The sequence below is a fragment of the Micromonospora arida genome (genome assembly GCF_003857035.1).
Taxonomy (GTDB): Bacteria; Actinomycetota; Actinomycetes; order Mycobacteriales; family Micromonosporaceae; genus Micromonospora; species Micromonospora arida.
The window spans coordinates 1-16,972 of record NZ_QGSY01000279.1 but is presented as its reverse complement, the minus strand read 5'-3'; the positions used below and the strand labels follow the sequence as shown (position 1 = coordinate 16,972).

At 70.9% G+C, this 16,972-nt stretch carries 14 protein-coding genes and 2 pseudogenes; 5 read left to right on the top strand and 11 right to left on the bottom strand.

The genetic code is table 11. The features are described 5' to 3' along the window. On the bottom strand, positions 1-362 hold a 362-nt coding region (locus DLJ58_RS34325), incomplete at its 3' end, for a hypothetical protein (protein WP_425271353.1). Positions 363-634: 272 nt separating this feature from the next. On the opposite strand from DLJ58_RS34325, the gene DLJ58_RS33915 reads away from it, so the two are divergent. After that, complete coding sequence (locus DLJ58_RS33915) at positions 635-805, top strand: hypothetical protein (protein ID WP_158629636.1); 171 nt, start codon at positions 635-637, stop codon at positions 803-805. 74 nt (positions 806-879) lie between these two features. Here the strand turns inward: DLJ58_RS33915 and DLJ58_RS28380 are convergent, their stop codons facing one another. Continuing rightward, the gene (locus DLJ58_RS28380) at positions 880-1,890 is read right to left on the bottom strand and encodes a hypothetical protein (protein ID WP_124860863.1); all 1,011 of its coding nucleotides are present in this window, start codon (positions 1,888-1,890) and stop codon (positions 880-882) included. 159 nt (positions 1,891-2,049) lie between these two features. Here DLJ58_RS28380 and DLJ58_RS28375 point away from each other — a divergent pair. After that, a pseudogene (locus DLJ58_RS28375) lies at positions 2,050-2,397 on the top strand (ADP-ribosylation/crystallin J1); the annotation flags it as partial. 455 nt (positions 2,398-2,852) lie between these two features. Here the strand turns inward: DLJ58_RS28375 and murQ are convergent. Beyond that, positions 2,853-3,746, bottom strand: a complete 894-nt coding sequence (murQ, locus tag DLJ58_RS28370) for an N-acetylmuramic acid 6-phosphate etherase (protein WP_124860861.1) — start codon at positions 3,744-3,746, stop codon at positions 2,853-2,855. 377 nt (positions 3,747-4,123) lie between these two features. On the opposite strand from murQ, the gene DLJ58_RS28365 reads away from it, so the two are divergent. Then, on the top strand, positions 4,124-5,320 hold the full coding sequence (locus tag DLJ58_RS28365) for an anhydro-N-acetylmuramic acid kinase (protein ID WP_124860859.1): 1,197 nt from the start codon (positions 4,124-4,126) through the stop codon (positions 5,318-5,320). A gap of 23 nt (positions 5,321-5,343) precedes the next feature. Further along, positions 5,344-8,217, top strand: coding sequence for an FAD-binding and (Fe-S)-binding domain-containing protein (locus DLJ58_RS28360; protein ID WP_124860857.1), 2,874 nt, complete (start codon positions 5,344-5,346; stop codon positions 8,215-8,217). Positions 8,218-8,286: 69 nt separating this feature from the next. Here DLJ58_RS28360 and DLJ58_RS33910 read toward each other — a convergent pair whose 3' ends face one another. From DLJ58_RS33910 to DLJ58_RS28340, 4 genes are all read right to left on the bottom strand, one after another. After that, the gene (locus DLJ58_RS33910; protein ID WP_158629635.1) at positions 8,287-9,210 is read right to left on the bottom strand and encodes a peptidase inhibitor family I36 protein; all 924 of its coding nucleotides are present in this window, start codon (positions 9,208-9,210) and stop codon (positions 8,287-8,289) included. A gap of 6 nt (positions 9,211-9,216) precedes the next feature. After that, entirely contained in the window at positions 9,217-10,101 is an 885-nt protein-coding gene (locus DLJ58_RS28350; RefSeq protein ID WP_124860855.1) for a peptidase inhibitor family I36 protein, read from the bottom strand. A gap of 32 nt (positions 10,102-10,133) precedes the next feature. After that, entirely contained in the window at positions 10,134-10,997 is an 864-nt protein-coding gene (locus tag DLJ58_RS28345; RefSeq protein ID WP_124860853.1) for a peptidoglycan-binding domain-containing protein, read from the bottom strand. A 208-nt stretch (positions 10,998-11,205) separates the two neighbouring features. After that, a complete protein-coding gene (locus DLJ58_RS28340; protein ID WP_124860851.1) occupies positions 11,206-12,234 on the bottom strand; it encodes an NBR1-Ig-like domain-containing protein in 1,029 nt (342 codons plus the stop codon). A 136-nt stretch (positions 12,235-12,370) separates the two neighbouring features. Here DLJ58_RS28340 and DLJ58_RS28335 point away from each other — a divergent pair, with 136 nt between their 5' ends. Further along, a complete protein-coding gene (locus DLJ58_RS28335; RefSeq protein WP_124860849.1) occupies positions 12,371-12,787 on the top strand; it encodes a hypothetical protein in 417 nt (138 codons plus the stop codon). Positions 12,788-12,856: 69 nt separating this feature from the next. Here DLJ58_RS28335 and DLJ58_RS28330 read toward each other — a convergent pair whose 3' ends face one another. From DLJ58_RS28330 to DLJ58_RS28320, 4 genes and pseudogenes are all read right to left on the bottom strand, one after another. Further along, on the bottom strand, positions 12,857-14,896 hold the full coding sequence (locus tag DLJ58_RS28330) for a hypothetical protein (RefSeq protein WP_244219164.1): 2,040 nt from the start codon (positions 14,894-14,896) through the stop codon (positions 12,857-12,859). Positions 14,897-15,068: 172 nt separating this feature from the next. Further along, positions 15,069-15,215: a hypothetical protein gene (locus DLJ58_RS34150; protein WP_167362386.1), complete on the bottom strand. Its 147-nt coding sequence runs from the start codon at positions 15,213-15,215 to the stop codon at positions 15,069-15,071. Between the two features lie 132 nt (positions 15,216-15,347). Then, entirely contained in the window at positions 15,348-15,989 is a 642-nt protein-coding gene (locus DLJ58_RS28325) for a GNAT family N-acetyltransferase (RefSeq protein ID WP_124860844.1), read from the bottom strand. Between the two features lie 257 nt (positions 15,990-16,246). After that, a pseudogene (locus DLJ58_RS28320) lies at positions 16,247-16,972 on the bottom strand (LamG domain-containing protein); the annotation flags it as partial.

The following is a 16,972-nucleotide window of genomic DNA, read 5'->3' as shown; positions in this document are numbered from 1 at the left end:
GCCGTTGCAGTGCCGACCCCGTCGGCCAAGCCCTCCACCGCCCGGCCAAGTCGGCCGCCGGGCACCCCGTCGCCGCCGCCGCAGACCACACGGGCACCATCGGCCTCGGCATCCCCGGAAGCACGGGTCGCCTCGCCGCCATTGCCGGCACCGTCGACGCACGTACCGGCGACGGTGACCCGAAGCGGCGCTCGCGGCACGTCCGATGGCCGGGCGCCGGAGCAGGCACGGGCGACGATGACCGCCGTCACCGGACAGCGGCCCAACCCGCCCGCTCGTCCCGCACCGGGGCCGCCGGCGTTCGTGCTGGCGCTGGCGTCCGCACCGACCGGCGTCGGTGCCAGCGGTGCTGATCCACCCACGTCAACAGCCGCAGCTTCGCCGCCCACCTCGCCGCTGCGCCCAGGGCTCACCGTCACCGCCGTCGACAGGCGCGCTACCAGCCGTCCCGTCGAGCGGGGTCCTCCCCCGCCCCGACAACTCCTGATCACCCACTCGCGTCCACGACGTTGATCAGGAGAGGTTCATGGAAATCGCCGTTATCTGGATCCCCGCCCACATCGAGCCGTCGGAGCCCGCCGTCACAAGGTGCCTCAGCCACCTTCGCCGACACTCCTACCGATTCGCAGGAATCATGCGGGCCCCGTGGGAGACCGTCGAGCAGACGATGATCGACGGAGAGGTGGATGTCGTCGTCATCGCCGACTTCGCCCACCTCCCGCCGGATCGGTCCCCCCGGATCGAACTGGCCAGCGCCCCCGACGGCGACGAGGACCGAGCGGTTCCGGATTCACAGCTCAACTGACACCACGAAGCGCCCTGTCCACCATGGACGGGGCGCTTCGTCGACCTGGCGAGATCGTCGCCGAGCCCGGAGGACTACTCAGACGGCATGCCGTCGTACGGATCCCAGTGCACGGCATAACGGAGCAGCGATCGGGCCAGATCCTGGTTGGCCGCCGCCCATCTGGTGTCGAAGAGGAACCACTGGTCGAACCCGAAGAAGTCGTCGATGTATCGGGCGACCTGCACGATGTGCTGGTCCGACCGGATCAGCGAGCCGAGGGACGGCTCTGGGGTCATCATCTCCAGCGTCTCCCGGTGGATCTCGTCGTGGGCCCACAACCGGCCGATGTTGGCCGGCGACGGGTCGTATCCGGGCAGCCGCGCATAGCGCTCCAGCGCCATCCCAACGTCCTTCTCATCCGGCGCGGTGAGTGCCCGCAGCAGCCGAGCGTCGGGCGGCCAGAGCCGAGTGTCGGGCGCATCGACGGCCCGAAGACCAGCGGCAAGGCCCGGCAGAGTGAGGCCGGGGAAGACGAGGGCGCCGGCCAGGTCCAAATTCGTCTCAGCGTCGGATGGTTTCCAGCACAGCCGGACCGAGAAGACAGCGTCCGGACCGGGCGGAGCGATCCGTACGGTGCGGACCGGCACGCTGTGGCTGAAGGCCGCTCCGGGCGCTGCGGCGTCGCCGGGCAGCGGCCAGGTGTCATGCCGCATGAACGCGAACCGGTCCGGCGACGCGGCGAAGGCGTCATCGTCGACGAAGTAGTAGGCCAGATCCACCTCATCATCGTCGGTACGCACGCGCAGGGTGTGCGTGTCGAGCCTGATGAACGTGCCGTCGTCGTCACCCTCCACCCAGAGGTGCTCGTTGAGCAGGTCGCGCAGCTCGGCAACGCTCTGCGGCGGCGGCAGTTGCCGCTCCAGGGCCTCCTCGAAGATCGAGTCGAGACTGTAGACGTCACCGTCCAGTTCGCTCTCGACCCACCCTTGCGGGTCGTCGCGAGCCCAGCCACGACGAAACCAGTCGAGCACCGTCGCGTCGGGCAGTGTGACGACCCGCTTGCTGAGCGGCACTTCATCACGCCACCGGCACACGAAGTACATGCGGCGCACTCTAGGCGCGCGGTCCGACAGCGAAGCGGTGCCGACAGCGCGACGATCGCCACCCCGGCACAAGCCGTTGCGCGCGCCTGGACACGGTTCGGTCAGAATGTCGGGCGGCGGCGTCCTGGCGCCGACACCGCAACCGGTAGGGAGCAGAGCATCGGCAACTCCGACACGATCACCCTGTGGCGGCCCACCGGGCAGGCCGAACTCGACCTCGTGGCGGCGGCCGGCTGGCGGGCCTGGCCGCCACGACTGCCGGACCAGCCGATCTTCTACCCCGTGCTCAACCGCTGGTATGCCACGAAGATCGCCCGCGAATGGAACGTCCCCGCCCGAGGCGTCGGCTACGTCACCCGGTTTGACGTGCAACGTTCGTACCTCGACCACTACGAGGTCCAGCAGGCCGGCGGCCGCGACGTGCTGGAGTACTGGATTCCTGCCGAGGAGCTCGACGACCTCAACGCCCACATCGTCGGCACGATCATCACGGAGGCCGAGTACCGGGCCCCAGTCGACGATGAGGAGTTCACCGACGCGGAGAGGACCCTGGGCCGGGCGCTGCCCGACGTCTGGCGCACCTACCTCCAAGGTGAGTCGTGGTTCCGGCGCGGCTGGATGATCACCGACGCCTACGTGTGGCTCAACTCCCCCCGCGAGATGCTCGAGCAGCATGAGGGGTGGGACGAGGCCACCGTCGCGCACCCTGGTATCGCCATCATCGGCGGTGACAGCTCCAGAGAACAGCTCGTCCTCGACCTGCGCAGTGACCCCGCCCCGGTGCTGCTGGTCGACATCACCAGCGGCGGGTGGGAGAACGCCGTCCAGCAGGCAAACGACGTCCGCCAGCTCATCGAGCGCATCGAGGCGGGCACGTTCGCGTTCGACCTGGAGAACTGACGCCCGACCGACCGGGCAACGAGCACCCGGACCGGAACAGGGCGCCACCGCGAACCTGTGGATCAGGCCGCGACGGCCGCCCGAACGTCGTCGGCGGCGGCGCGCAGCCGAGCGGCGGCCTCCTCGGCGGTGCAGTTCGCCAGCAGCAGCACGATGGCCGTCTTGGCGTGCCCGTGCGCCGCCGCGAGCGCCCGCGCGGCCGTGTCGAGGTCGGTGTCGGCGGCTTCGGCGACGATCCGACGCGCCCGGTCGACGAGCTTCTCGTTCGTGGCGTTCATGTCCACCATCAGATTGCCGTAGACCTTCCCGAGCCGGGCCATCGTGGCGGTCGAGAGCATGTTGCAGACCAGCTTCTCGGCGGTGCCGGCCTTGAGCCGGGTGGAGCCGGTGAGCACCTCGGGGCCGGTGGGCACCTCGATGGCGACGTCGGCGTGCCGGCTGGTCACCGCGTCGGTGTTGCAGGCCACCGAGACGGTCGCCGCGCCGAGCGCGCGGGCGTGATCCAACCCACCGACCACGTACGGGGTACGGCCGCTGGCGGCGAGCCCGACCACCGTGTCGCGGGCGGTCAGGCCGACGGCGTCGAGGTCGGCGACGGCGCGGGTCGGGTCGTCCTCCGCGCCCTCCACGGCGACACCGAAGGCTCGTGCCCCGCCGGCGAGCAGACCGATGACCCGCTCGGGCGTCGTACCGAAGGTGGGTGGGATCTCGACGGCATCGAGCATGCCGATCCGCCCGCTGGTGCCCGCGCCGAGGTAGATCAGCCGTCCGCCCTGACGGAGCGACGCCACGATGACGTCGACGGCGGCGGCGATGTCCGGCACGGCCTGGCGGACGGCGTCAGCGACCGTCTGGTCCTCGTCGTTCATCGCGAGAAGCAACTCAGTGGGAGACATCCGGTCGAGGTCGCCGGTCTTGTCGTTGCGGGTCTCGGTGCCGAGGGTGCTGAGGTCCACGGGGTGCTCGTTCCTCTCGCTGGTGTGCAGTCGCCGGCCAGCGGGGAGAGGTGCTCCGGTTGCCCGGCGGCGGCTCGCCGTCGAGCGCGTCCTCGCGACCCGCCGCCGCGGCCAGGCCGAGGGCGCAGCTGCGAACAATCCCCGTATCAGCAGGCTGAAACCACAGCGTAACCAGCCCGGACGGGCGGTGGCAAAAAGTTTCGCGTTATGGTGGGACCACGTCGCTTATTGACACCCGCTGGTTTGGAGCGAGCCGTGCGTCAACTCGACCAGCCGGTTCCACCCGGCCCCAAAGACTCCGTACGACCATGGACGTACCGACGAGGTCGACGACGACGCGGCGGCGGCGCCCGCCGGCCGGCGTGAAGGAGGACGTGATGCGCGTGATCGGCCTGATGTCCGGAACCTCCTACGACGGCATCGAAGTCGCCGCGGCCGAGTTCGAGCTGAGCGGCGACACCCTGCGGATGCGACCGCTGGGCCGGCTCAGCCACCCGTACTCCGACGAGTTGCGCACGCAGATCGCCGCCGCCCTGCCGCCCGCGGCGACCACCACCGAGGCGATCTGCGTGCTGGACACCGGCATCGGCCAGGCCTTCGCCGAGGCCGGCGTGCGAGCCCTCGCCCAGCTGTGCGACGGCCAGGCCGACCTGGTGGTCTCGCACGGGCAGACCATGCACCACTGGGTCGACGCTGGCACGGTTCGGGGCACCCTCCAGCTGGGTCAGCCGGCCTGGATCGCGGAGGCCACCGGCCTTCCGGTCGTGTCCGACCTGCGCAGCCGCGACGTGGCCGCCGGCGGCCAGGGCGCTCCCCTGGTCGCTCTCTTCGACGCACTGCTGCTGGGTGGCCTGCCCGGCGTCCCGGCCGCGCTGAACCTGGGCGGCATCGCCAACATCACCGTCGTCGCGCCGGACGCGGACCCGCTCGCCTTCGACACCGGTCCGGCGAACGCGCTCCTCGACGCCGCCGCGCGCCACTTCAGCGGGGGCACCGAGGAGTACGACCGGGACGGGCGCGGGGCCGCCGCCGGGCAGGTGAATCCGGAGCTGCTGAGGCAGCTGCTCGACGAGCCGTACTACCGGCTGCCCGGCCCGAAGAGCACCGGGAAAGAGCTGTTCCACCTGCCCTACCTGCTCGCCGCCCTCGACGACGCGCCCACACCGGACCCGCAGGACGTGTTGGCCACGCTCACCCGGCTGACGGCGGTCACGGTGGCCGGCGCCTGCCGCGACCACGGCGTCACCCGGCTCGTCGTCTCCGGCGGCGGCGCACACAACCCGACGCTGCTGCGCATGATCGCCGAGGAGCTTTCCGGCGTCCAGCTGTCCTCCAGCGACGACCTGGGCGTCGCGTCGGACGCCAAGGAGGCGCTGGCCTTCGCGCTGCTGGGCTACCTCACCGTGCACGGGCTGCCGGGCACCCTGCCCTCGGGCACCGGCGCGCGGCACGCCTCGGTGCTCGGCAGCATCACCCCCGGCCGGCAGCCACTGCGGCTGCCGGCTCCGGCCAGCACCGGTCCCCGCCGACTGCTGATCGCCGGCCGTCCCGCCGTGCCGCCGGTGGCCGGCTGACCACGCTCCGGGAGGATCCGTCGATGAGACCCGTCGTACCCGTACCGTCGCCGACCGCGGCCGGTGCTCGCGCCCGCGCGGTCGCCGAGCTGCTGCGTTCGCGCCTCGATGATCCGAGCCGGGCCAGCGCCGAGCTGCCCCGAAGGCTGGCGGCGGCGCACGACGCCTCGCCGTACCTGTTCGAGCCGCAGGCCGTGGTTCGCGCCGCCTCGGCCGCCGAGGTGGGGGCGCTGATGGCCGGCGCCCGGGAGGCCGGCGTGCCGCTGACCCTGCGTGGCGGCGGCACCAGCCTCGCCGGGCAGGCCGGCGGCGCGGGCGTGCTGGTCGACGTGCGCACCGACTGGCGGCACGCCGAGGTCCTCGACGACGGCCGCCGCATCCGGCTCCAGCCGGGCCTGACCATCCGGCAGGCCAACGCCCGGCTGGCCCGCTACCGACGCCGGCTCGGCCCGGACCCGGCCAGCGAGGCCGCCTGCACGGTGGGCGGGATGGTGGCCAACAATTCCAGCGGGATGACCTGCGGCACCACCGACAACGCGTACCGCACCATGGAGTCGCTGCGCTTCGTGCTCCCGTCCGGCACCGTCGTCGACTCCGGCGCCCGCGACGCCGACGACCGGCTGCGGGCCGACGAGCCCGAGCTGCACGCCGGGCTGCTGCGCCTGCGCGATCGGGTGCGATCCACACCGGGTTCGCGCGCCACCATCGAGCGGTTGTTCGCGATGAAGAACACCATGGGGTACGGGCTGAACTCGCTGCTCGACCACAGCACCCCGGTCGAGATGCTCGCCCACCTGATGATCGGCAGCGAGGGCACGCTCGGCTTCGTGGCCGAGGCAGTCTTCCGTACCGTCGAGATCCACGACCACGCCGCCACCGGCCTGCTGATCCTGCCCGGTCTCACCGACGCCACCGACGCGCTGCCGGCTCTGCTCGCCGCCGGCGCCCGTACCGCCGAGCTGCTCGACGCGGCCGCGCTGCGGGTCAGCCAGCGCGACCCGGGTGCGAGCCCGGCCCTGCGCGGGTTGACGGTCACCGGCCACGCCGCGCTGCTGGTGGAGTTCGCCGAGCACAGCGCGGAGCAGTTGGCCGCGACGCTGGCCGACGCCCGGCCCGTACTCGACCGGCTGCGGGCCGTCACCGGCACCGAGCTGACCCGCGACCCGCGCGAACGGGCCAACCTCTGGCACCTGCGCAAGGGCCTCTACACCGCCGTCGCCGGGGCCCGTCCGCCCGGCACCACGGCCCTGCTGGAGGACGTCGCGGTGCCGATGCCGCGCCTGACCGGCACCTGCGACGGGCTGATCCGTCTGTTCGACCGGCACGGCTACCCGGACGCGGTGATCTTCGGACACGCCCGGGACGGCAACCTGCACTTCATGCTCACCCAGTCCTTCGACACCCCGGCCGAGATCGACCGCTACGCCCGGTTCACCGACGACATGGTCGACCTGGTGCTCGCCGAGGGCGGAACACTCAAGGCGGAGCACGGCACCGGTCGGGCCATGGCACCCTTCGTCCGCCGGCAGTACGGCGACGAGCTGTACGACGTGATGCGCGAACTCAAGCGGTTGGGCGACCCGAGCGGGCTGCTCAACCCCGGTGTGCTGCTCAACGACGACCCGACAGTGCACCTGCGGCAGCTCAAGGCCGTCCCGACGGTCGACCCCGAGCTGGACGCCTGCGTCGAGTGTGGCTACTGCGAGCCGGTCTGCCCCACCGCCGACGTCACCACCACGCCCCGGCAGCGCATCGTCCTGCAACGGCAGATCGCCCTCGCCACCGCCGCCGGCGACGAGGAGCGCCGCCGGGAGCTGACCGCCGACTACGAGTACGCCGCGGTGGACAGTTGCGCCGCGGACAGCCTCTGCGTCACCGCCTGCCCGGTCGGCATCGACACCGGGGCGGCGATGAAGCGGCTGCGCGCCGAGCGGCACACCCCTCGCGCCCAGCGCACCGCCCGCACTGCCGCGCGGCACTGGAAGGCCGCCGTGGCCGGCGTCCGGATGGGGCTGACCGCCGCGCACGCCGTGCCGACGCCGGTGACCCGCGCCGCCACCGGGATGATCCGTGGGCTCGGCGCCACCGAACTCGTGCCGCTGTGGAGCGACGACATGCCGCGCGCCGGCGCGCCCCGCCCCGCCCCGCGTAGTGCGCCGGACGCCCAGGCGGTGTTCTTCGCGGCCTGCGTCGGCAGCCTCTTCGCACCTGAGGACGGCTCGTCCGGCGGTTCGGCTGCGGCGTTCCTGCGCCTCTGCGAACTGGCGGGGGTGCCGCTCGTCGTACCGACCGGCACTGCGGGTCTGTGCTGCGGAACCCCGTGGCAGTCCAAGGGCTACCCCGCCGGTCACCGGGAGATGGCCGAGCGGACCCTGGCCGCGCTCTGGGCGGCCAGCGACGAGGGTCGCCTGCCCGTCGTGTGCGACGCATCATCGTGCACGCACGGCCTGACGCAGCTGACCTCCGCGCTGGCCGAGGAGGACCGGGCACGGTACGGCGCGCTGCGCTTCGTCGACAGCGTGACCTTCACCGCCGAGCATCTCCTGCCGGCGCTGCCGCAGCCCCGGCGACTCGGCTCGCTGGCCCTGCATCCCACCTGCTCCACTGTGCACCTCGGCGGCATCGACGACCTGCGCGCGGTGGCCGGGGCCGTCGCCGACACCGTCACGGTGCCGGACAGTTGGGGGTGCTGCGCCTTCGCCGGTGACCGGGGGCTGCTGCACCCCGAGGTCACCGCCGGCGCCACCGCGGCGCAGGCCGCCGAGATCAACCAGCGCGACCACGACGCGTACGCCTCCTGCAACCGCACCTGCGAGATGGGCATGAGCCGGGCCACCGGCCAGCCGTACCGGCATGTGCTCGAGGTGCTCGTCGAGGCGGTCGAGCCGCCGGCGTAGCCGGTGCCGTAACCGTGACAGCGCCGCCCGCCGCAGATCTGCGGCGGGCGGCGCTGTTGGTGCCTTATCTCAGGAGAGCGCGATGTCGCGGTAGTAGTAGCGCAGGATCGCCTGGTAGTTCTTGCCCTCGTTGGCGAGATCACGCGAGCCGTACTGCGACAGCCAGTCCCCGTCCACCCAGCCACCGCACGCGGTCGTCGTCGCGCAGTAGTGCGCCCGCAGGATGTTGCCGCTGCGGGTCATCCGGGCCGACCAGGTCCGGTCCACCGCCGCGGACGTCGACGACACCGCCGACGACGGCCGGTAGACCTGGTCGCCGGTGTCGTCCCGAACGTCGTAGCACTGTCCACCGGACGTCTTCCGGGTCGAGTGCAGTGCCCAGTACCAGCCGTAGCTCTTGACGGCCATCGCACCCGCGTCCAGCGAGGCGGCCGGCCAGCTCGTCACCCACTCGTTCGGGAGGACGTTCTTGACGTACGTCTTGAAGTCGACCCGGTCGACCCGCCCGAGACTGACCCGGTAGACGAGGATGGTGCTCGGCAGTTTGCTGTTGGTGCCGTCGGTGCTACAGCCCGTCGGCCCGCTCAGCACCTCGTGGGAGGCGTTGTTGTTCTTCAGCGTGGCGTTGAGGTTGCTCTTCGCCCCGGACGCGAAGTCCTGGGTCGCACCGGCGAAGTTGCTGTTGAAGTAGACCCGCACCGTCTTGCCGGTGCGGTTCCACACCGACGCGGCGTTGTTCTTCACGCACAGGCCCTTGCCGCTGCCCGCGCCCTTGAAGTCGTAGCAGGTCGGTTGGGTCGTGCCGTAGTCGTCCAGTGAGTCGGTGAAGTCCGAGACCGAGCCCGCCTGGTTGCTGTTGTAGTAGTAGCAGAACTCGCCGCTGTCGCAGGTTCCGTCCCGTGTGGCCGCCGCTGCCGGCGAGGCGACACTCAGGATCGAGGTGGACATGGCGAGGACGGCGCCGACGATGGCGAGGCCCTTACGGATGTTCATGATGTCCTACTTCTCGTTGTAGCCCTGGGAGTTCCAGAACGCGGTCGGGTCGGCGTTGTCCAGGGTGGAGTCCCCGACGCTGACGGCCGCGTGGGTCTGCCGGCCGGCCCGGACCTCGATGTGGGTGTGCGCGCCCGAGCTGGAGGACACCCCGTGCCACGACTCATCGGCGATGATCTCGCCCTTGCTGATGGCGTCGCCCACGCTCACCCCGGATTTCGGCGCGGTGTGCAGGTAGATCACCGACTTGTTGAGCGAGGAGTTGTAGACGGAGATCGTGGACAGGCCGCCGCTACCGGTGGCGCCCCGCGCGACGTAGATGACCGTTCCGGAGACCAGGGCGCGCACGTCCGAGCCGACGCTGCGGGCGATGTCGATGCCCTCGTGCCGGCCGGGCGTGGTGGTGTAGCCGTCGAAGCCGCACGTGACAGTGCCGCCGCTGGCCTGGTACAGGGCGTACGACAGGTTCGTGCGGGTCGACGGCGAGAACTGGTGCGAGGCGTTGTTGTTCTTCAGCGTGGCGTTGAGGTTGGTCTTCGCGCCGGCCGCGAAGTCCTGGTAAGAACCGGCGTAGCCGCTGTTGTAGTAGACGCGTACGGTCTTGGTGCTGCGGTTCCAGACCGAGGCGGCCTCGTTCTTGATGCACAGGCCCTTGCCGGCGCCGGCGCCCTTGAAGTCGTAGCACGAGGGCTGCTCGGTGCCGTAGTCGTCGAGCGAGCCGGTGAAGTCCGAGACCGATCCCGCGTTGTCACTGTTGTAGTAGTAGCAGAACTCGCCGCTGTCGCAGACCCCGTCGCGGGCCGCCGCCGACGCTGGCGATGCGACGCTGAGGATCGAGGTGCTCGCGGCCAGCGCGACGCCGACGGCGGCGAGGCTCTTACGGATGTTCATGGTGTCCTTTCCAAAACGGTGAGGGGTGCGGGTCACTGCCCGCGCTGGTACTGCTCCCAGGTCCTGATCGGGACCTGGGGGCCGTCGTCCGGTCCCTGGTTGGCCAGGCCGTTCATGCCGAGGTGGTAGTCGCCGACCTGGTGCTGCGCCTGGCTGGACAGGTCCGTGTCGTTGATCGCCGTGGCGTGGATGTGCCACGGCCAGTCGCCCTGATTCGGGTTGCGGACCCAGGCCGCGAAGCCGACCTTGCGCAGCGCCCGGGCGACGGCGGTGCGCTTGGCCGCGGTCATGCCGGTGACAGCGATGTCCACCACACCCCCGCCGTCGTGCGTACCGGCCGAGGTGGGGTCGCCCCCGGGGTTGTACGAGCCCTGGTCGAGCGCCAGGGTGTAGCCGAGCAGACGCTGCGCCTCGGCCAACATCGCCTGCGTACGGGCGTTGACGACGTACCCGTCACGCGGGACCTTCGCGCCCGGGCCGATCGTGTTGGCGACCGTGTAGCGGTTCTGCCCGAGTTTCGTCAGTGACGTCGTGCCGGGCAGCCCGTTCGCGGCCAGCCCCGTGTAGCCGAGCGAACGCTGGTAGGCGGCGTACGCCGAGACGGTCACGGTGCCGAAGTAACCGTCGACCCACTGCGCGTTGAGCAGTCCCTGCGCCTGCAACGCCTGCTCGACGGCGAGCACGGAACTCTTCGCACCCGGGGTCAGTGTGTTGTCGGCCCGGCGGGGGTCGATCTGGGCGGCCAGGACGGTGGCCTCCATGTCCACGACCGGCCGCGCGGCCGCGGTGACGGTTCGCTGCGCTGTGGCGCCGGATGTCGCGGCCCACGCGTGGGCCGGGACGCCGACTGCCACGCAGAGCGCGGCGAGCCCGACGGATAACCAGGGACGGCGCAAGGTCGATCCTCCTCGCAGTTGGTGAGTCGTTCGGAACGGACATCACCTTGCGAGAATCGGCCTGCTGTTCGGTACCCCTGCTGTGCTGTCAGATCCGTCAGGACGGCAGCGACCTCGATGGATGTGCTGTTGTCAGCTTTGGTGGCACCCGGGAGCTGACATCGAGCGATCGCCGCTCTGACACCGGTCCGGGCGCCCGGAAGCGCACTCAGGCGGTGACGGTGACCATGAAATACACCGGCCGGCGGGTGGGGAAGAACTCCTGCCCGTTCTCGTCGACCATCTTCCAGCTCACCCAGCACTTCCCCGGGCGGCTCGGCGCGGTGACCTCAACACTGATCATCACCTGCTCGTCAGGTGGTGTGTCACCGATCGCCACCCGATCCGGCACCTGGCAACCGTCGGCGTCGGCGGTCGGGTTGGTCCGCGCCAGGAAACGGTTGTGCCAGGCGACCTTCCCCACGTTCTTGAGGGCCCACACCTTGACGAACTGGGAGTTCACCCGCACCCGGGTGCCGTCGGGAATGGTGACGTCGGCGATGAACTTGCTCGAGTCGCCGGGGATCAGCGCGTCCGAGAACGCCGACGCTGACGGCGACACGGGCGGTGTGGACGACGCCGCCACGGTGCCGGGGTCGTCCCGGGACGACCGGCCGCGGACGATGACGCCCAGCACGGCGACCATCGCCACCACCAGGACCACGGCGGCGGCGGCGAGCCACGGCAACCGGTGCCGCCGTCCCCTCGTGACGTCCTGGTCGGTCGGCGGATAGTCAGTGTTCCGCAGCGGGTTCTGCCGCTCCGGCGACGGCACGGTAACGACGGACACGACGGGCCCGTTCGTCTCCGGGGCGCGGGTCCCGGTGTCGGACTTCATTTCACCCGTGGTGATCTGGGTGTCGGCGCCGGTCGGGGAATCGGTGCTGGCCGGGGCGGTGTCGCCGTCTTCTGAACCGTGGACGGACGCGGGACGCTGCGCGTCCTCCCAGCGACGCCGCCACTGGGCCTCGTCCGCCTCGCAGGCTCGGACGAACTCCCGGACCGTTTCCCAGGACGGGAACCTGGTGCCGGCTGCGGCCTCGTGCAGTGTGGTGTGCGAGATCCGGCCCGAGCGTCCGGCCATCTTCCGGAACGACGGGTCACCCACGCTGGTCCGTAAGGTCCGAAGCTGTTCGGCGAACCTCTCGGCCGCCTGTCTGTCCTGAAGCGACTGGGCGGCGGCACGCTGGTCCTTCATCACTCCCCCATGTCAGACGACGTCATCAGGCGTTGTCAGAGCGTGTCAGAGGGTACCGAACGGGACAAGGCCGCCATCAATGTGGTGCATCGACGACACCGGGCGCCACGGTCCCGGTGCATTGAAGGAGGTCACCATGAGAAACCTTTCCCGCCGCAGCGTACGCATCCTCGCGGCCGCCGGTCTCGCTGTGCCCGCGACGCTGGCGTTCGCCGGACCCGCGCACGCCGAGACCAACCCGCGCTGCGTCGACTCGGTCCAGATCGGCGCCACCGCGTACGTCACCGTCGGCGGTCAGACCGCGGCATCGGTCAAGCAGTACAAGGGCTGCGGCAAGAACTACGCCTACACGTACGTGTGGCAGCAGTACCGGGCCAGCCACGGCTCGTACCAGGTCTGCACCTCCATCGTTACCGGAAGCACGCTGCGCGACCTGCAGTGTTCCAGTGGTCCGGAGGTCTGGTCCCTGGGCGCGAACACGCTGTCGGTGTGCACCCGGGCCCTCGGCGGCATCTCGGACGTGGCGCAGAAGGAGACCGAGGTGCGCTGCTGACCCGACAGGGTCGACGTTTCCCGGCGGGGCGCTGACACGGTCAGCGCCCCGCTTCGTTCCGATCTCGCGTCAAGGGCAGGGCGTCCGCGCGCAAACGTCGACGACCTCGCCGGTGAGCAGGAAGACCGCCTTCTGTTTCTGGGCTCCGGCCTGGGCGCGGGGGAACTCGTGCGGATCGTCGCCGTACTCCGGCCCGGCCGGGGCAAGGTTGGTCGGCGGTGGCGCGTAGGCCGCGCCGCTGTTCCAGATCACGATCGCCGAGCCGGTGTACGGGTAGCGGCGGATCGGCGCGATGCCCCAGTACGGCCGCACATCCAGTGACCAGCCGTCGGCGAGCGCGGGGGTGTGCAGGCGCGCGCCGATGGTGCGCGCCTGCACCTCCGCCGCCGCCGGCGAGACCTGCTGGTCGCCGAAGGCCACGTGCATCAGCACCTGGTGCGCCGGGGTGCGCGGTAGTGGTCGGTCGGTCATGTGCTGGGCGTACCCGTTGGCCTCGGACCGGTCCCACAACATCTGCAGCAGCGCGAGGACCAGTTGTTGGTCGACCTTGTCCGGGTAGTAGCCGTCCAGCACGGTCTGGAACGGTGCGAAGTCCACGCTGCGTTGCAGCAGCGTGGAGTAGTTCATCGCCGGTACGCCGAGCACCGACCGGGTCCAGTCCTGGGCGATGGCGGTGAGCGCACCTCCGTTGATGCCGCCCTGACTGTTGCCGTCGTAGTGCAGCCCGCCGACGCGATTGATCAGCGGCCGGGCGGTGGCGTCCCGGAACGCCGGGTGGGCGGCGAACCCCGCCGGGTGGATCATCGCGCGACCCAGGAAGAGGAAATTCAGGAAGCTCTGCTGCAACCGGTCCGCCACCGCGGGGAAGACACTGAGGTCGGTGAAGGCGTTGGCCACGAAGGGAACGTCGGCGGCGGCCATGCCGATCCAGCTGGTCGCGCAGAAGGTGAAGTTGTGGGTGTTCGACATCGTCCTGACGTTGCCGGCGTTGATCTCGGTCGGTCGGCCGAGCAGTCCGTGGCCGTAGAGCGAGAGGTGGGCCGGCCGCGCGGCCGAGGCACTGCGCGGAATGTTGCAGACGAAGTCCGCCGCCACCGTCGCGCCGGACGGCGTGGGCAGGGCGTTCGGCGTGGGCGGCGTCCCGGCGCCGCCGGCCGGCCCGTAGTGCAGGCGGGAGCCGGGCCCGCCGTCGCCGGTCAGATAGGACGGTACGCCGATGGTGCCGCTGACCTGCCGGGCGATCAGCGGGTCCTGCTCCGGTGAATAGTCGGCCACCTGGGTGACGGTGACCGGCGGCGCGGCCCGGCCGAGGTCGGCGAAGGCGCCGTCCCGGACCGCCAACATCCGCCCGGTCAGCCCGTGCCGGCTGGCCACCGTGAAGTCCCAGGCCAGGTAGAGGCTGTGCCGCTTGACGCCGGTCCGGCTCAGCTCGGCGACGTTCCGCCTCAGTTGCGGCCCCCGCGCGTCACGCTGTTTGAGGCCGGCACCGGTCAGGTACGTCGTGAACGCCTTCGGCGCCGGAATCAACGCCCCGTTGCCGTCCCGCAGACCGCGCAACCCGACGACGTAGCGGGTGCCCTCGGCCAGCGCCACCGCCGGCCGGATGATCAGCAGCTGCCGGTCGGGCTGGCCGGCGGCGTGCGCGTCCAACTCGGCCCAGTACGGCGTGCGCTCACCCGTCCGGGTGTTGAGCAGCACGATCGGCGCGTTCGGCGCCAGCGAGTGGCCGATGTCGGTGACCGGCGCGATCCCGCTCGCCGCGGCGTCGAGGCCGGGTACGCGCACCAGGATCGGTGAGCCTGGACTGAACCCGTCCTGCCGGTTCCACTCGGTCGGGTCGATCGGGGTTCCCTGCACGTTGGCGGGCATCGCGGCGGCGGGGAACCGCACCCGCTTGCCGGTCGGGCTGCTCCGGTCCGGCACGGTGAAGTAGTCGTTCGGGAACGGCAGCAGGCAGGCGGTCGGGTCGATCGGGTCGCAGGACGGGCGCCCGGTCGGTGCGGGAGTCGTTGGCGGTGCGGCAGGGGCCGCCGTGCCGAGCAGGACGGCGCCTGCTGTCACCAGCACGGACACGGCCAGACGGAGCCCTCTGGAGGTGGTCACACGCATCTCCTTCGATGCTGGACGGCGGATCGATGAGTGGTGTTCTTCCTACGCTCGTGAAAGAAACTCAGCAAGCGATCCCCGACCCCGTGAGGGCAACATGCTTGCGGCCGGTGGCTGGCAGCCCATCACGCTCTGGCTGCCGGCCACCGGCCGCAAACGCCGACTCACGGGAAGGTCAGTCGGTGATCACCGGCCAGGCGTAGGCGAGCAGGGCACAGGCGGCACCCAGAAGCGCGAGCGAGACACCCCTCGTGGGCAGCGGCAGAGCAGCAAGCACGATCAGGATGACGGCGACGATGTAGAGAAATGCCTGGACCGACATGGTGCTCTCCTCGATCAGGGGTAGCGGGCGGCTGACGTCATCCGCGAGATGCCCTCGGGCGTGATCTCGGAAACCCTCCTGCCGATCACGGTTCGGCCCACAGTGGCACGTGCGGCTCCCCCGGTGGAGTGCCTACGCCTGGAGAAGAAGCGCCTCGGCGCCCACCGGTCGGAAACCCGCCGCCTGGAAGGCGCGCACACTGCGCGCGTTGCCGGCGGCCTGCTGGGCCCAGATTGGCTGGCCGTCGGGCACCAGATGGCGGGCGGCCGTCGCCAGCGCCCTTCCCAGACCCCGGTGGCGACACTCGTCGTCGACCTCTATCGCCGCCTCCCAACGACCGGCTACCCCGCGGCCGAGCACGACCACCCCACCCTCGGCGGCCCAGACGCGGATGTCGTTACGACGCCGACGTGCCCTGACCTCTCGAGGATGATCGGCGTCCGCCAGCTCAGCCAGGTGCAATGGAGGTGGCCCGTCAAGGCTGCCCGCCACGGTCAGCAGGTCGATCGTGTCCATGGAGCGCCGGGTGCGGTCGAGCAGCGCCCCCAGGAAACGCGGATTCATCGTGGCCGCCAGGGAGTCGCAGTCGACAGTCGCCAGCGTACGGCGTACCCACTGGGGGTCTTCGTCGGTGAACACGACCGAGTGCCCAGTGAAGGCGATGACTCCGGCGTCGCGGCGGCTTGGCTGTGGCACCACTGTGGTCCCGCCGTCCGACGGCGGGAAGTGCCCGTGCGCCGCCGCGTCCAGGATGTCCGTCAACCTGCGGTCCATGATCGCCTCTCCCTCGGTCTCCGACCGCGCAGCTGCCGAGGGTGGACGCGGCGATTCGCCTCCCGCCCCTTGCCACGGCGCGGGCAGACAGTGTTCAGACATCCTCCCGGGTGAGGTGAGCAGCTGTGGGCCCGCCGTACCGTGAAGAAGGATCAATGACGATCAAGGGTGTGACCCCGGCTTCCGGGTCACACCCTTGACACATTCGCTGATCTGGACGGGCACCGCTGACGGTCCCCGGCCGCGACCTCCGAGGGTCAGCAGCCGATCCGGCTGGACCCCAGCGCGACGTCGTCGTACCAGAGGGTGTCGGCCCCGCCGCCGTAGCTCTCCCAGCCCAGCTTCAGGTCGGTGAGCTGCGGCCGCCAGGTGCGGTTGTACCACTGGCCGTCGATGTCGTGCGTCGGCGCGCCGTCCGCGGTCAGCCCGGCGACGGCGGTGCCGTCCACCCAGGTACGCAGCTGACCGGCCGCGCCGTCCACCATGAACTCGACGCAGGTCCACCGGTTGGTGGGCAATGGCAGGCTCTGCGCCACCCCGGCCGGGCTCTGCTCGGGCAGGGTCGCGTCGTCGGAGGCGCGGTTCCACTGCAACGCGCCGTTCTGGCCACCCAACCGCAGGTCCTTGTTGCCGTCGGCGGCGTCGGCCATCGCCATCATCGTGGTGTGTTCGGTGGGTTGGCCGGTGGTGTGCCGGACCCAGACCCGGCCGTATCGGACGGTGCCCACGCTGCCGAGGTTCTTCGTGGACCTGATGAAGACGTGGTTGCAGTACCCGGCGGCGCCGTTGATCCGAACCGACCGGCTGCCGCTGTGCGTGGTCGCCGTGTCGATGGTGGCGGTACCCGCCCCGGAACAGTCCGGGCTCACCACGGCCCAGTCACCGGACGGCGTCGAACCGGTCTGGCCCTCGAAGCCGTCGCAGAGCACCGCTCCGGCACACCCGGTCGGCGGCTCGGTGGTGGGCTGCGGGGTGGTCGGCGG

What these genes read in the sequence shown, in the direction of transcription:
- DLJ58_RS33915 (WP_158629636.1), top strand. Translation starts at nt 635, where the DNA reads ATGCGGGCCCCGTGGGAGACCGTCGAGCAGACGATGATCGACGGAGAG.
- DLJ58_RS28380 (WP_124860863.1), bottom strand. Translation starts at nt 1,890, where the DNA reads ATGTACTTCGTGTGCCGGTGGCGTGATGAAGTGCCGCTCAGCAAGCGG.
- DLJ58_RS28365 (WP_124860859.1), top strand. Translation starts at nt 4,124, where the DNA reads ATGCGCGTGATCGGCCTGATGTCCGGAACCTCCTACGACGGCATCGAA.
- DLJ58_RS28360 (WP_124860857.1), top strand. Translation starts at nt 5,344, where the DNA reads ATGAGACCCGTCGTACCCGTACCGTCGCCGACCGCGGCCGGTGCTCGC.
- DLJ58_RS33910 (WP_158629635.1), bottom strand. Translation starts at nt 9,210, where the DNA reads ATGAACATCCGTAAGGGCCTCGCCATCGTCGGCGCCGTCCTCGCCATG.
- DLJ58_RS28350 (WP_124860855.1), bottom strand. Translation starts at nt 10,101, where the DNA reads ATGAACATCCGTAAGAGCCTCGCCGCCGTCGGCGTCGCGCTGGCCGCG.
- DLJ58_RS28340 (WP_124860851.1), bottom strand. Translation starts at nt 12,234, where the DNA reads ATGAAGGACCAGCGTGCCGCCGCCCAGTCGCTTCAGGACAGACAGGCG.
- DLJ58_RS28335 (WP_124860849.1), top strand. Translation starts at nt 12,371, where the DNA reads ATGAGAAACCTTTCCCGCCGCAGCGTACGCATCCTCGCGGCCGCCGGT.
- DLJ58_RS28330 (WP_244219164.1), bottom strand. Translation starts at nt 14,896, where the DNA reads ATGCGTGTGACCACCTCCAGAGGGCTCCGTCTGGCCGTGTCCGTGCTG.
- DLJ58_RS34150 (WP_167362386.1), bottom strand. Translation starts at nt 15,215, where the DNA reads ATGTCGGTCCAGGCATTTCTCTACATCGTCGCCGTCATCCTGATCGTG.
- DLJ58_RS28325 (WP_124860844.1), bottom strand. Translation starts at nt 15,989, where the DNA reads ATGGACCGCAGGTTGACGGACATCCTGGACGCGGCGGCGCACGGGCAC.